General features: G+C 73.9%; 11 protein-coding genes and 1 tRNA gene. 6 read left to right on the plus strand and 6 right to left on the minus strand.

The genetic code is table 11. The features are described 5' to 3' along the window. Positions 1–26: 26 nt before the first annotated feature. On the minus strand, positions 27–1,526 hold the full coding sequence (locus tag ACZ58X_RS25580) for an aminopeptidase P family protein (RefSeq protein ID WP_470335925.1): 1,500 nt from the start codon (positions 1,524–1,526) through the stop codon (positions 27–29). A 123-nt stretch (positions 1,527–1,649) separates the two neighbouring features. Beyond that, positions 1,650–3,101 carry a PP2C family protein-serine/threonine phosphatase gene (locus tag ACZ58X_RS25585; RefSeq protein WP_470335926.1) on the minus strand — a complete coding sequence of 484 codons (1,452 nt, stop codon included), beginning with the start codon at positions 3,099–3,101 and terminating at the stop codon, positions 1,650–1,652. Positions 3,102–3,719: 618 nt separating this feature from the next. Between ACZ58X_RS25585 and ACZ58X_RS25590 the strand changes: the two genes are divergently transcribed. Next, positions 3,720–4,382: a bifunctional DNA primase/polymerase gene (locus ACZ58X_RS25590; RefSeq protein ID WP_470335927.1), complete on the plus strand. Its 663-nt coding sequence runs from the start codon at positions 3,720–3,722 to the stop codon at positions 4,380–4,382. Between the two features lie 217 nt (positions 4,383–4,599). On the opposite strand, the gene ACZ58X_RS25595 is transcribed toward ACZ58X_RS25590, so the two are convergent. From ACZ58X_RS25595 to ACZ58X_RS25610, 4 genes are all read right to left on the minus strand, one after another. Beyond that, entirely contained in the window at positions 4,600–5,583 is a 984-nt protein-coding gene (locus ACZ58X_RS25595) for a DUF5926 family protein (protein ID WP_470335928.1), read from the minus strand. A 141-nt stretch (positions 5,584–5,724) separates the two neighbouring features. Beyond that, a complete protein-coding gene (locus ACZ58X_RS25600; protein WP_470335929.1) occupies positions 5,725–6,312 on the minus strand; it encodes an ATP-binding protein in 588 nt (195 codons plus the stop codon). 241 nt (positions 6,313–6,553) lie between these two features. Next, positions 6,554–7,378, minus strand: coding sequence for a glycerophosphodiester phosphodiesterase (locus ACZ58X_RS25605; protein ID WP_470335930.1), 825 nt, complete (start codon positions 7,376–7,378; stop codon positions 6,554–6,556). Between the two features lie 79 nt (positions 7,379–7,457). Then, entirely contained in the window at positions 7,458–8,870 is a 1,413-nt protein-coding gene (locus ACZ58X_RS25610; protein ID WP_470335931.1) for a purine-cytosine permease family protein, read from the minus strand. A gap of 349 nt (positions 8,871–9,219) precedes the next feature. Between ACZ58X_RS25610 and ACZ58X_RS25615 the strand changes: the two genes are divergently transcribed. The 5 genes from ACZ58X_RS25615 to ACZ58X_RS25635 all read left to right on the plus strand — a co-directional run bounded on the left by ACZ58X_RS25615 (position 9,220) and on the right by ACZ58X_RS25635 (position 14,553). Then, the gene (locus tag ACZ58X_RS25615) at positions 9,220–11,148 is read left to right on the plus strand and encodes a S1C family serine protease (protein ID WP_470335932.1); all 1,929 of its coding nucleotides are present in this window, start codon (positions 9,220–9,222) and stop codon (positions 11,146–11,148) included. A gap of 63 nt (positions 11,149–11,211) precedes the next feature. Then, positions 11,212–11,299, plus strand: a tRNA-Ser gene (locus ACZ58X_RS25620). 163 nt (positions 11,300–11,462) lie between these two features. Beyond that, the gene (locus ACZ58X_RS25625) at positions 11,463–12,290 is read left to right on the plus strand and encodes a MerR family transcriptional regulator (protein WP_470335933.1); all 828 of its coding nucleotides are present in this window, start codon (positions 11,463–11,465) and stop codon (positions 12,288–12,290) included. 114 nt (positions 12,291–12,404) lie between these two features. Continuing rightward, complete coding sequence (locus ACZ58X_RS25630; protein WP_470335934.1) at positions 12,405–13,769, plus strand: FAD-binding oxidoreductase; 1,365 nt, start codon at positions 12,405–12,407, stop codon at positions 13,767–13,769. Positions 13,770–14,223: 454 nt separating this feature from the next. Continuing rightward, a complete protein-coding gene (locus ACZ58X_RS25635) occupies positions 14,224–14,553 on the plus strand; it encodes a hypothetical protein (RefSeq protein ID WP_470335935.1) in 330 nt (109 codons plus the stop codon). Positions 14,554–14,733: the final 180 nt, after the last annotated feature.

Consider the following 14,733-nt stretch of genomic DNA (forward strand, 5'->3'; position numbering starts at 1 on the left):
GCCCGGGCCCGGGCGCAGGATCGGGCTCAGGCGAGCGAGGCCATCCAGGCCTCGACCTCGTCGCCGCGGCGCGGCAGCCCGGCCGAGAGGTTCTCGTTGCCGTCGGCGGTGACCAGGATGTCGTCCTCGATCCGGACGCCGACGCCGCGGTACTCCTCGGGCACGGTCAGGTCGTCCTGCTGGAAGTACAGGCCGGGCTCGACGGTGAGCACCATGCCGGGCACCAGCAGGGCGTCGACGTGCTCCTCGCGGCGCGAGTGGGCGCAGTCGTGGACGTCCAGGCCGAGCATGTGGCCGGTGCCGTGCAGGGTCCAGCGGCGCTGCAGGCCGAGCTCCAGGACCTTCTCGACGTCGTACACCGAGGCGTCCAGCAGGCCCCAGGCGAGCAGTCGCTCGGCGAGGACGCGCTGCGAGGCGTCGTGGAAGTCGCGGAAGCGGGCGCCCGGCCGCACCGCCGCGATGCCGGCCTCCTGGGCGTCGTACACCGCGTCGTAGATCTTCCGCTGCAGCTCGGTGAAGGAGCCGTTGATCGGCAGGGTGCGGGTGACGTCGGCGGTGTAGAGGGTGTGGGTCTCCACGCCGGCGTCCAGCAGCAGCAGCTCGCCGGGGCGGACGTCGCCGTCGTTGCGGACCCAGTGCAGGGTGGTGGCGTGCGGGCCGGCCGCGGCGATGGTGCCGTAGCCGACGTCGTTGCCCTCGACCCGGGCGCGGCGCCAGAAGGTGCCCTCGATCCAGCGCTCGGAGGTGGCGACGGCCTGCCCGAGCTCGCGCACCACGTCGGTGAAGCCGTTGACGGTGGCGTCGCAGGCGGCGCGCAGCTCGCCGATCTCCCACTCGTCCTTGACCAGGCGCAGGCCGCTCAGGAACTCCTTGAGCTCGGCGTCCTTGTCGGCGTCCAGCACCTCGGCGAGCGCGGCCTCCAGGCCGGCGTCGTAGCCGCGGACGATCCGGGTCGGCACGGTGGCGTCCTTGGCGCGCTCGGCCAGCTCCTCGGCGGCCTTGCGGACGTCGCGGGCGGGCAGGCCGAGCAGCTGCTCCTGCTCGGCCAGGCTGTGCCGGCGGCCGACCCACAGCTCGCCGTAGCCGTCCAGCCAGAACTCGCCGTTCTCGCGGTCGGAGCGGGGCAGCAGGTAGAGGGTGAACTCGTGGCCGGCGTCGCCGGTCGGCTCGCCGACCAGCACCGCGTCCTCGGTCCGGTCACCGGTGAGGTGCACGTACTCGCTGGCGGCGCGGAAGTTGTAGTCGGTGTCGTTGGAGCGCACCCGCAGGTTGCCGGCCGGGACGACCAGGCGGACGCCCGGGTGGGCGGCGGACAGCGCGGCGCGGCGCGCGGCGGCGTACGGGGCCTGGGCGACCGGGGTGAGGCCGTGCAGCTCGGTGTCGGCCCAGCCGGTCCTCATCGAGGCGGACAGCTCGTCCGAGATCTCGCCGTAGAGGCCGTTCTTGCGGCCCTTGAACTGCGGCGGCTCCTCGCCGCCCTCGGCCTCGGGGTTCTCGGCCACTGCGGGGGTCCGGTCCTCGGTCACGTGCAACGCCTCCTTGGGGTGGTACCGCCGCCCTCGGGGGAGGTGTCGGGTCGCGACACGCGCGGGCGGCCGTGCGTCCATGGTACGGACGCCCGGCCGCCCGTCGGTCCGGGGTTCGTGCACCTACTCGAAGCGCGCGGCCAGCAGCATCAGGTCGTCGGTGGCCGGGGCGGTGGCCGGGGCGGGGCAGACCGCCAGCAGGTGGGCGCTGAGCCGGTCCGGGTCGATCCGCACGTCGCGCGGGGCGTCGGCGGCGGCCCGGCGCAGGTTGGCCTGTCCGGCGTGCAGGGTCGGGCCGCAGCGGCGGGCCAGGCCCTCGGTGTAGAGCAGCAGGGTGTCGCCGCGCCCGGCGGTGAACTCGACCCCGGGGGCCTCCCAGCAGGCCAGCATGCCGAGCGGGGCGGAGAGCGAGGTCTCCACGAACTCGGCGCCGTGCCGGCCGACCAGGACGGGCGGGCAGTGCCCGGCCCCGGCCAGGGTGACCCGGCGGTCCTCGGGTTCGACCCAGGCGTAGACGGCGGTGGCGGTGCGGGTCGGCTCGGTGGTCTTGAGCAGCAGCTCCAGGTCGCCGAGGACGGAGACCGGGTCCTCGCCCTCCAGCACCGCGTACGCCCGCAGCGCGGCCCGGATCCGGCCCATCGCGGCGGCCGCGCCGGGGGCGGAGCCGGGGCCCGCGCCGGGGCCGTCGCCGGAGACCGAGCCGACGGTGAGGCCGACGGTGCCGTCCGGCAGCGGGATGGCGTCGTACCAGTCGCTGCCGCTGGAGCGGTCCAGGCCGGCCGGGACGAGCCGGGCGGCCAGCCGCAGCCCGGGGGTCTGCGGGAGGTGGTCCGGCAGCAGGCCGCGGCGCAGCGCCTCGGTGGTGCGCAGGGTGCGTTCCGCCTCCAACTGCTTGGCGAGCAGCGGGGCGGCGATCTCGCAGTAGTGGCGGGCGAGTTCGCGCTGGCAGTCGGTGGGCTGGGCGGGCCGGTCGTAGAACCAGACGGCGGCGGCGAGCGGGCCGTCCTCGACGGTGGCGAGCGGGAGGCCGTAGGCGCCGCCGAGGCCGAGGTGGACGGCGAGTTCGCGCAGCCGGGCGCCGACGGCCGGGTCGTCGGAGAGGTCGGCGGAGTGCAGCTGTTCGGGCCGGTTGTCCTCGCTCAGCAGCCGGGCGAGCAGGCTCTGTTCGGTCGGGACGGTCTCCAGGGCGCCGAGGCTGGCCCGGTCCAGGCCGAGGCCGACGGGCTGGCCGGGGCCGCCGCCGGGCAGCAGGGTGACCAGGACGCCGCGGCTGGCGCCGAGCAGGGCGGCGCCGGAGGCGAGTACGGCGTCCAGGGTGGCGGTGGTGCCGCGGGCGCGGGCGAGCCGCTCGGTGTGCTCGTGCAGGCTGGTGAAATCGGACAGGCGTCCGGCCAAACGGTCCTGCATCGTCGCGGACGGTGCCGAGGGGCCGTCGGCGCCGCCGTCCGGCGCGTCGGCGGGGCCGGGCAGGTCCGGCGGCGGGTCGAGGACGGTGAGCCCGCCCGCACAGCCGGTCTCACCCGGCTCTGCGGGCGGCGTCGACGGCTGGGCGGCCGACGCGTGGGACTTGGTCATGCCGCCACTCCTGACGCGGTGCTACGTGCCATGCGAAACCCCCAGGTACGGCCAATGTGGAGCGAGCACGGCCAAAGGACGCGTTTCGCCTCGATTCGCTACTACTCGTCATTGATCGACAGCAATGCCACCACTTCTACACAGGCCATTCGGGGCATGTCCAGATCCAGGACGACGCGGTGGCCGGTTCGTCGTCCGAGCGACCCGGTCGGAGGGCGCGCACCGGGCGCGGCGCGCCGGTCGGAGCCGGAGGCATGGAGCGAGCCGGGAGCGGGCAGAACGGAGGGGACGGACCGGGCGGCCGTCCGGATCGTATGTCCGCGCCGCCCGCGATCCGGGCTGGCCGGAAGTCTCTCACTCGTACGGTGGAACCAAGCGCGCCCGGGCGGCGTCCATCCGGTCGCATACGGGATTCTCGTTCCAGGGGCTGTTCCAGTGCGCGGCCCTTCTCATGTCGTGCTCCACACCGTGCTCCACGTCGTAGCCGCGCCGTCCGCCGTGCCGCCCGCCCCGCTCCGCGCCTTTCCGGGGCCGTGCCGCCGCGGGCCCGTGCGGCGGGTCCCGACGGATGCCGGCGGGGCGGAGCGAACCGAGCGGTCAGGGAAAGGAACGAGCGCCATGCGTGAGAACCCGAAGAGCCCGAGGAGCCGGTCGCAGGAGCCCCGGGAGTCGCAGGAGTCGTCCGCCCGGCTGGCCGCGGCCCTCACGGCGGCCGTCGAACACCGATGGCCGGTGGTGCCCGGCACCGTGCTGTGCGGCGGCCGCTGTTCCTGCGGGGAGCCGGACTGCCCGGCGCCCGGCGCCCACCCGCACGACCCGTCCCTGCTGGCCGCCACCACGGATCCCCGGATGGTGCGCTGGTGGTGGGAGCGGCAGACCCCGGACGCGCCGGTGCTGGCCGCCACCGGCTCCGCGGTCTCGGCGGTCAGCCTCCCCGCGGCGGCCGGTGCCAGGGCGCTGGTCTACCTGGGCGCGCTGCGGCTGCCGCTCGGCCCGGTGCTCGCGATGCCGGGCCGCTACGCCCTGCTGGTGGCCCCGTACTCGCTCGACGCCCTGGGCGAGATGCTCGCCCAACTCCCTTTGGTGCCGGGCTCGTTGCGCTACCACGGGTCGGGCGGCTTCCTGCCGCTGCCGCCCGGCGGCGGGGCCGGGAGGGTGCGCTGGGTGCTGGCGCCGCGGCCGGCCGCGGACGGTGGGGTCCGGTTGCCGCAGGTCGGGCCGCTGCTGGGGGAGTTGGTGGAGGCGACGGTCCGGCTGGACAGCGGGCGCTCGACGTACTGACGGATCGCCGGGTCGGGCCGGACTCCGGGCCCGGTGGTGCGGGGCGTTCCGGAAAACAAAAGATCCGGCCGCTGGCGACGGGGGATGCACCAGCGGCCGGACTCTTTAGACAGTAACAAGGATCCGCGCCCGCGCCAATTTCCAAGACGCCCTCCAGGCCCGGAAATTGCGGCTTCCCGGCGACAATGTGACGCGTATCACCCGGATCCTGTGCGCTTTAGTTCAGGGTGACCTGACGGTTCACCAGGTTCGCGCGGGCGCGCCGCTCCTCGGCGGTCAGCGGAGCCGGGTCGGCGAGGACGGCGGCGAGCCGCTCGCCGAACTCGGCGGCCGGCTTCTCGCAGTCGGCGGCGGTCATGGCGAGCGGGAGGTCCCACACCGGGACGGTCAGGCCGTGCGCGCGGAACGAGCCCACCAGGCGGGTGTCCGCGCCGAGCGAGGCCTCGCCGGCGGCGTTCAGCCGGGCCAGCGCGTCCAGCAGCTGCTCCTCGGGCACGGTCATCACCCAGCGCAGGTGGTTCTTGTCCGGGGTGCCGCACCAGTAGGCGGCGTCGACGCTCGCGAGCTTCTCGGTCGGGATGGCGGAGGCGTTGGCGCGCTCCAGCGAGGCGGCGACCTCGCCGGTGGCGGTCTCGGCGTCCTCCAGCCAGAACTCGAAGCCGGTGTGCACGGCGGGCGTGAACGCGGCGGAGGAGTCCAGCAGGTCCTGGAGGCGGCGGCCGCCCGGGACGGTCCGGCGGGCCGGGACGGGGCTGCCCGGCTCGGTGGCCAGGGCCAGCTCCAGGGCGTCCGCGAGGTCGCGGCTGAGGTCGCCCGAGGAGGACTGGGTCTGCAGGCCGAGCAGGATCGAGCCGTCGGGGCGGCGCAGGGCCGGCCAGGCCAGCGGCAGCACCGTCGCCAGGGTCACCGACGGGACGTCGCCGCCGGCGGTCGCGGTCACCCCGGCGGCCAGCGTCAGCGGCACCGTGGCGGCGGGCACCAGCTCGCGCAGCGCGACCCAGTCGGCCTCGCCCGGCAGGCCCTCGAACGGGCGGTGCACCAGCTCCTGCACGGCGTGTGAGGCCTCCCGGCCGTGGCACGCCTTGTAGCGGCGGCCCGAGCCGCAGGGGCAGTCCTCGCGGGCCCCGACCACGGGGATCTCGCCCGTGACGGCGGTGGTGGACTGGCGCTGCGGCGCCTTCTTGGCGGCCTTCTTGCCCATGCTGCGGCTCTCCCGGGGACGGTGGTCCTGTTTCACGGGAAGCCTACTGAGGTTCCCCCGGCGCGCGGGAACGCGCCGGGGCGGGCGCCGTACGCCCGGTCGTCGGACGGGTGCCGGCGGCCCGGGTGCCGGTCGGGACGGCTACGCGCTGCGGGCGGTGCCGCCGCCGGTGCGCCGGGCGTGCCGGGCGCGGGCGGGCAGCGCCGCCCAGACCGTGACCTCGCCGGGCGCGTCCCGGACGCCCCAGTCGCTGGCCAGCTGGTCGACGATGGCCAGGCCGCGGCCGCCGCGCGAGGTCAGCGAGGGGCTGGCGGGCAGCGGCCGGGTGGCCGCACCGCCGTCGGTGACCTCCAGGGTGAGCACGCCGTCGGCGTGCATCTGCCAGCGGACCAGCACGCCGCCGTCCGGCTCGGTCGCGCCGTCCTCGGGCTCCCGGCCGCCCGGCGCCGGGTGCGTCCCCGAGGGGACGCCGACCAGCACCTGGTCCACCACCTCGGCCCGGGCACCGCGGCCCAGGGCGGGCAGCGGGCCGAGCGGACGGGCGTATCGACAGGCGTTGCTCAACAGTTCGGAAAGGATCAGAACAGCATCTTCGATGACCGGTTCCGGTATCTGCCGGTCACCCAGATCTCGACGCAGTCGGCGCCGTGCGACCCCGACACTCGCTGGGCCGTGCGGCACTGCCATGGTCGATGAAGTCGGCACTTCACGCGCCACCATCAACGCCACCCCCGGACCTCCTTCAGCGTATGCCGAGGGATGGATGCCCCTTGGTAATGCGTCGGAAACGACCGGCGGAGGATCCTGCGGGCCCATTTCCGGCGGCGCGACTCAGGGTCGACAAGAGGTCATTCCGTGCTCACCCTCCGTCGCCCGTACGCAAGAATTCCGGCAATACCGTGCGCGGAAGGTTTGACTGCCGACCAGGCTGATCAGGTACCCCCGGGACGGCCGGGCGCCCGGCCCCGGCTCAGCGGCCGAGTCGGGCCAGCACCTCGGCGGGCTTGTTGGTGATGATCGCGGAGACCCCGAGCTCCAGGCAGAGCTCGACGTCGGCCGGCTCGTCCACCGTCCACACGTGCACCTCGTGGCCCAGCTCGCGCAGCCGGGGCACCAGCTGCGGCTTGGCCTTGATCAGCTCGATGCCGGGGCCGGCGATCCGGGCCCCGCCCGGCAGCGGCTGCCCGGGGCGCAAGCGGCCCAGCAGCGGCAGCATCCGTTCGATCAGGAAGACCCGCCGGTAGTCGGGCGCGGCGGCGGCCACCCGGTTCAGCGCGATCGAGGAGAAACTCATGATCCGGGCGGACGGGCGCTCGCCGTCCGGCGCGGTGCCGATCTTGTACCGCTCCAGGGCGCGCAGCAGCTCGGCCTCGACCCGGCCGCGGAAGCGCACCGGGTGCTTGGTCTCGATCGCCAGGTCCACCGGGCGGCCGCAGTCCACCACCAGTTCGAGCAGCCGCTCCAGCCGCAGCACGCCGCGCAGCTCGGGGTCGGTGCTGGGCCGTCCGGTCTTCCAGGCGCCGAAGTCGTACGCCTCCAGCTCGGCCAGCGTCATCGCGGAGACGGTGCCGCGGCCGTTCGAGACCCGGCCGATCCGGCGGTCGTGCACGCAGACCAGGTGGCCGTCGGCCGTCACCCGCACGTCGCACTCGACGGCGTCCGCGCCCTCGTCGAGCGCGCGCCGGTACGCCGCGAGGGTGTGCTCGGGCAGGGCGTGGGAGGAGCCGCGGTGGGCGATCACCTGGACGGCGGGCGTGGTGCGCGCCGCCGCCGAGGGCAGTTCTGGGCTGGTCACGGCCCCAACGATAGGGGGCGCGGGTGAACCCGGGGCGAAGCCGGTCCCAACCTGCGGGGCCGGCTCCGCCTCCGGTGGGTCAGGCCCGGGCGGTGCGGCGGGTCAGCGGGGTGAGCCCCCAGGTGACCAGCGCCGGCACCAGGAAGGCGAACAGCGAGGCCGAGGTCCATTCCTGCGGGGTGAAGTGCAGGGTCCGCTGGGCCGAGGTCCAGAAGTCCACCCACCAGTCGGCCACCGCGGTCGGCGCGATCAGCTGGTAGACGGCGAAGCCCAGCACCCACGGCAGCAGCATCACCCAGCGGGACGGCGCCCGCTCGGAGAGGTCCCAGCCGTGCCGGCCGGCGCCGAAGAAGTAGTCCACCGCCAGCACCGCCAGCAGCGGCACGAAGACCGAGCCGATCAGGCCGAGGAAGTTGCTGTAGGTGTCGGTGAACCGGTCGATGCGCAGCGCCAGCACGGTGGTCAGCACGCCGATCCCGCCGCTCAGCACCCGGCGGTCCACCCGCGGCAGCAGGTTCTGCAGCGACATCGCGGTCGAGTAGACGTTGGCGAAGGACTGGTCGGTCTCGCGCAGCACCAGCACCAGCAGGAACAGCCAGCCGGCCCAGACCCCGAGGAAGGAGTCGAAGATCCGGCTCGGGTCGCCGTCGGACTGGAGCAGCGCCATCAGCCCCAGCACGTAGCACCAGACCTGGGCGACGGTGTAGCCGGAGAAGCTGCCCCAGAAGGCCGACCTCGGGCTGCGCGAGTGCCGGGTGTAGTCCGCGGCCATCGGGACGAAGGAGATCGACACCGCGATCATCGCGTCGGTGGCGCCCAGGAAGCCGTGCCAGTTGCCCGCGCCCGGATCCGGCACGCCCTGGCGGCCCAGCTGGACGGTGAAGTACACCATCGCGACCGCGACCGCCCCGGCCACGAAGCGGCGCAGCACCGCGATCGAGCCCAGCGGCCAGATGGTGAGCGCGGTGGTCAGCGCGCCCGCGAGCAGCACGAACAGCCAGCGGTAGTCGCTGGTGTGGGCGACGGTTTGGGCGCCCGCCGCGATGGTCAGCAGCTCGAACACGCCCCAGCCGACGCACTGGACGATGTTCAGCACGGTCGGCAGGTAGGACAGCCGGGTGCCGAACAGGCCGCGCAGGTTGGCCATCGCCGGGGCGCCGGTGCGGGCGCCGATCAGCGCGGCGACGCCGAGCATCGCGGTGCCGACCGCCGTACCGGTCACGATCGCGGTCACCGCGGCGGCCAGCGACAGCTCGCTGCCCTTCTCGCCGAGCACGGTCGCGGCGGTGGAGAAGCCGATCAGGCTGACGCCGAGGTTCATCCAGAGCGCGAAGTGGTCCCGGAAGCGCAGGGTGCGCGGCGGCTCGGTGTCCAGGACCAGCGGTGCCTCGACGCGGTGGTCCAGCAGCGCGGCACCGGCGCCGGCCGGGCCGGAGGGGAAATCCTTGGACGCGGGCGCGCCCGAAGAAGAGGATGGCGAAGCAGGCGGCATGGCCGATACTCCCTACGCCGGCATTACCCGGACAGGTTCCGGCGGTCAGCGCCCCCTCGACGGTCCGCCGGTCACTGGCCTGGCGTACGGTCGACATGCGCACTCTCAGCCTGGTCGGTCCAAGCTCCCGCGTGTCAGTTTGGAGCGACAGGCTAACCGGCACGGGTACCAACGCCAAAGGCCACGGGGTGCGCGGTCCGCATCGCGGGACGCCGGGCGGGGGGTGGGGAGCCCCGGTGTCGGTGGCGGCTAAGGATTCTTATGAGTTATTCAGAGGGGTCCTTACGGCAATCGAATCGTCGGTGCGAAAAACTATGGTCCTTGGTTCTGTCAGCTATGGAGGTCGTCCGTGAGCACCGAGCGCGAGGTTGGGCCCACCGGGCCGCAGGGGGAGCAGCCCGCGGGGGCCCCGGAGGCGGCGGGTGCCGCTGCCGACGGCACCGCTCAGGGCGGCCACAAGCCGACCATGGCTTTCAGCCGGGTCCCGGAGCCGAAGGGCGAGCCGGCGGACAACCCGGCGGACGGGCCGGTGGCCGGGTCGGCCGACGCCGCCCCGGCGGACAGCGGGCACCAGCCGACCATGGCCTTCGGCCGGGTCCCGGAGCCGGCCGCCGCGAGCGCGGCGGGCGACGCCGCCCCGGAGGCCCCGGCCCAGGCCCCGGCCCAGGTCGTTCCGGCCGAGGGCGGGCACAAGCCGACCGTCGCCTTCACCAAGGTGCCCGCGCCGGAGGCCCCGGCCGCCCCGGCCGCGCCCGCCGTCGAGGAGCCGGCCGTCGACCCGGTCACCGGCTACCTCGACGCCCCGCCGCCGGTCCTGCCGCCCGCGCCGCCCGCCGCGGCCCCGGTCGCCGCTGCCCCGGCCGCGCCCGCGCTGCCGCCGGGCACCCCGGGCACCAACCCGTACGCGACCCCGACCCACGGCGTGCCCGCCGCCGGTGCCCAGGAGGGCTACGGCGTTCCGGCCGCCAACGCGCAGGAGCCGTACGGCGCTCCGGCCGCCGGTGCGCCCGGTGCGCCCGGTCACCACCCCTTCGGTGCCGGTCAGCCGCTCGGCGGCTGGGGCGGCCACGACGCCAGCGCGGGCCACCCCGGCGGCCCCGGCGGCCCGCTCGGCTACCCCGCCGAGTACCCCGGCGGCCCGGGCGGCCACGGCCCGCGCAAGAAGCGCGGCGGCCTGGTGGCCCTGCTCGCGGCCGTCGCGCTGGTCGCCGGCATCGCGGGCGGCGCGGTCGGCGTGGTCGCCAGCGACCACACCGCCGGCAGCAGCTCGGCGGACGACCACCGCAGCACCACCGTCCAGGCCAGCAACACCCAGAAGAACGAGCCCGTCCCCGGGTCGATCGCCGCCATCGCCCAGAAGGCGCTGCCCAGCGTCGTCACCATCAAGGCGCAGAACAGCACCGAGTCGGGCACCGGCACCGGCTTCGTCTTCGACACCGAGGGCCACATCCTCACCAACAACCACGTGGTCGCGCCGGCCCTCAACAGCGGCAAACTGACCGTCAAGTTCGCCGACGGCACCTCCTACAGCGCCTCGGTGCTGGGCCACGCCGAGGGCTACGACGTCGCCGTGGTCAAGATCGACAACCCGCCGAAGAGCAAGCTGGCGCCGCTGCCGCTGGCCGACTCCGACAAGGTCAACGTCGGTGACGCCACTGTCGCGATCGGCGCGCCGTACGGTCTGGAGTCCACCGTCACCAGCGGCATCGTCAGCGCCAAGGACCGCCCGGTCGCCTCCGGCGACGAGACCGGCTCGCAGGCCTCGTACATGAACGCCCTGCAGACCGACGCCTCGATCAACCCCGGCAACTCCGGCGGCCCGCTGCTGGACTCCAGCGGCGCGGTGATCGGCATCAACTCGGCGATCCAGTCCAACGCCTCCGCGAACGGCCGGGCCGGCAGCATCGGCCTGGGCTTCGCCATCCCGATCAACCAGGCCAAGTGGGTCGCGGACACCCTGATCAAGACCGGCAAGCCGGTCTACGCCAAGCTCGACGTGCTGCGCAACGACGACTACAAGGGCGACGGCGCGCAGATCCAGACCAAGGACATCCAGGGCCAGCCGGCCGTCACCCCCGGCGGCGCGGCCGACAAGGCCGGCCTCAAGCCGGGCGACGTGATCACCAAGCTCGGCGGCGCACCGATCGAGAACGGCCCCGCCCTGGTCAGCCGGATCTGGACGCACAAGCCGGGCGAGACCGTCGACGTCGAGTACACCCGCAACGGCCAGACCATGACCACCAAGGTCACGCTCGGCCAGCGGGACGGCGATCAGTGACCCACGGGCACGCGGAATCGTGTGCACCGAACGCCGCCGGACCCGTTAGGCTGACCTCCGCCTGGAGAGCTGCCCGAGCGGCCTAAGGGAACAGTCTTGAAAACTGTCGTGGCGTGACCCGTCACCGTGGGTTCGAATCCCACGCTCTCCGCCGGTAGGAGAAACCACCTGCTCAGGGCGGGTGCCGAGATCGTTCGGCACCCGCCCTCGGTGTTTTCCGGGGCGTGACGGCGGCGTGGCGGCGGGGGGCCGCGGCCGGGCCGGCGGCCGGGGGTTGACCCTGACACAGGGGGAGACGGTGGAGTGGGAGCACCATGTTGAACATCGGAGACTTCGCCGTCCACGGCCGGGTGTCGGTACGGATGCTGCGCCACTACGACGCGATCGGCCTGCTCACGCCCGCCAGGGTGGACCCGGCCACCGGGTACCGCTCCTACGAGGCGGTCCAACTCGCCCGGCTGAACCGGGTGATCGCGCTCAAGGAGCTCGGCTTCACGCTGCAGCAGGTGCGGGCCGTGCTGGACGAGCACCTGGACGCGGCCGAGCTGCGCGGGATGCTGCGGCTGCGGCGGGCCCAGCTCGCCGAGGCGATCGCGGCGGACGAGCAGCGGCTGGCCCGGGTGGAGGCGAGGCTCCGGACGATCGAGAGCGAGGGGAACATGTTCGAGCACGATGTCGTGGTGAAGCCCGTTCCGTCCGTGCGGGTGGCCCAACTCAGCGGTGTGGCGGCGAGTTACGCGCCGGAGGACATCACCCCGGTGATCGGCCCGCTCTTCGACGAGCTGTGCCGGCGGGTGGAGGAGGCCGGGATCGAGGTGGTCGGGCCGTCCGTCGCCCGGTACGAGGACGGGCCGGAGGGCGACGGCTCGGTGGTCATCCGGGTCGCCCTCCAGGTCGCGCCGTCCGTGCGGGACGACCGGGACGACATCGAGGTGGTCGACCAGGCACCGATCGAGCAGGCGGTGACCATCGTGCACCGCGGCTCGATGGACGACGCGATGGGCAGCTTCCAGGCGCTGGCCCGCTACATCGACGAGAACGGCTACCGCTCGACCGGCTACGCCCGGGAGCGCTACCTGGAGACCCCGGACGACCGGTCCGACTGGGTCGTCGAGTTCCAGGAGCCGGTGGTCCGCAGGTAGCGTCCGGCGCGGCCTCGGCGCGGCGTGCGGCCGTGCCGAGGCCCACTTGCCCGGCCCCGGGCCTCGGGGCAGAGTGCGGAGGTGGCGGCGGTGCGGTGGTGACTGGAGGCGGCGATGAGTGATCTGACGGACCGACTGGCGCAGGGCCTCCCGGCGGAGGCGGTGGTGGCGGATCCGGACGTGACCGCCGCCTACAGCCATGACATGGCGGGCTTCTGCGCCGCCGGCACGCCCGCGGTGGTGGTCTTCCCGGAGACGGTCGAGCAGGTGCAGCACGTGCTGCGCACCGCGACCGAGCTGCGGGTGCCGGTGGTGCCGCAGGGGGCCCGGACCGGGCTGTCGGGGGCGGCGAACGCCGTCGACGGCTGCGTCGTGCTGTCGCTGGTGAAGCTGAACCGGATCCTGGAGATCGACCCGGTGAACCGGGTGGCGGTCGTCGAGCCGGGCGTGGTGAACGCTGAACTGTCGCGCGCGGTCGAGGAGTTGGGGCTCTGTTACCCGCCGGACCCGTCCAGCTGGGAGTCCTGCACGATCGGCGGCAACATCGGCACCGGCGCGGGCGGGCTCTGCTGCGTGAAGTACGGCGTCACCAGCGAGTACGTGCTCGGGCTGGACGTGGTGCTGGCGGACGGCCGGCTGCTGTCCACCGGGCGCCGCACGGCCAAGGGGGTGGCCGGGTACGACCTGACCCGGCTGTTCGTCGGCTCGGAGGGCACCCTCGGGGTGGTGGTCCGGGCGGTGCTGGCGCTGCGGCCCGCGCCGGAGCCGCAACTGGCGCTGGCGGCGGAGTTCCCCAGCGCGGACACCGCGGGGGCGGCGGTCTGCGCGGTGATGGAGCGCGGGCTGACGCCGTCGCTGATGGAGCTGATGGACGCGGTCTCCGTCCGCGCCGTCAACGAGCTGGGCCAGATGGGGCTGCCGGAGTCGACCCGGGCGCTGCTGCTGGTGGCCTTCGACGGGCCGGACCGGGAGGTCGGGCTGGCCCGGGTCGCGGAGCTGTGCCGGGAGGCCGGGGCGACCGAGGTGGTTCCGGCCGAGGACCAGGCGGAGTCGGACCTGCTGCTGGCGGCCCGGCGGCTGGCGCTGCCCGCGCTGGACCGGCTGGGCACCACGATGATCGACGACGTGGCGGTGCCGCGCTCCCGGCTGGCCGAGATGCTCAACGGCGTCGCGGCGATCGCCGAGCGGCACGCGCTGACGATCGGGGTGGTCAGCCACGCCGGGGACGGCAACACCCATCCGATCGTGATCTTCGATGCCGCGGACCCGGAGCAGACGGCGCGCGCCCAGCGGTCCTTCGACGAGATCATGGCGCTCGGGCTGGAGCTGGGCGGCACGATCACCGGGGAGCACGGGGTGGGGCTGTTGAAGCGGGACTGGCTGGCCCGTGAGCTGGGGCCGGTCGGGCTGGACCTGCAACGGCAGGTGAAGGCGGTCTTCGATCCCCTGGGCATCCTCAATCCGGGCAAGATGGTCTGATTTTCAGAGCGAGATAGTCTTTTCTCGCCGAACTCCTGGGACCGCTTTTTCGGTACGACTTTCCGATGGTCTGCGAATGGCTGAAAAGTCGACATGGGAGGGTGGGCGAACTTTTCGGGGGCGTATTCAGGGCTGGCCCGCGCCGGGGGTGGTGCGCCCGGAGGTTCGTACGGCACCGGCGCGCCGTCGTCCGACCTCCGCGGAAAGGCCGCCGATCGGGCGAAGTCCCAGCTCAGTAGCGGTGTGTCGGCGCACTGTCCGATCTGCCGCCCGTTATGCGCGGCCCAGGTGGATATCACGCTAACGGGCGAAAAGTGCTCCGCCGGCTAGTGCTTTGTCGATTTGTTGCGGAAGTCTGTCTCCCGGCGTCGCAGCCCGCAGGTGTTCGTCTGGCCGGCGAACCCCCGCACCTTGCCCGACCAATGCACGATTAACAGCTTTCTTGGAGGCTCACATGGCTCGCTTCAACACCCGCCGGGTGTCCGGGATCCTGCTCGCCGCCCCGCTGGCGGCCGGTCTGCTGCTGGCCGGTGCCGGGGTCGCCGCCGCCGACAACGGCGCGGGCGCCGCGGCCGGGTCCAACGCCGGCGTGGTGTCCAACACGGGCACCGGCAACGTCTTCGGCGGCCTCGACGGCAACTACGTCTCCACCCAGCAGACGGCCACCGGCGCCGGCGCCTCGAACCAGAACAACACCGTCGCGGTGAAGGACAACGCGGGCAACGTCCTGGCCGGTCAGGGCAACAAGAACATCAACGTCATCTTCGCCCCGATCTTCAGCTGACGGCCCCGGGTGCCACTGCCGGCGGGGGCGCCGGAGGTGGACGGCCGCGGGTGAGCTGAGCAGCCGCGGCGGGGTTCGGAACGGTCACCGGGCGGGCTTCCCGCCCCGGGTGGACCGGGGAGACCGGACGAACGCATGGACCGGCCAGCGGAAAGGGTCGCCGCGAAACCGGCCTCGTGG

The sequence above is a fragment of the Kitasatospora sp. NPDC040550 genome, from assembly GCF_055594965.1.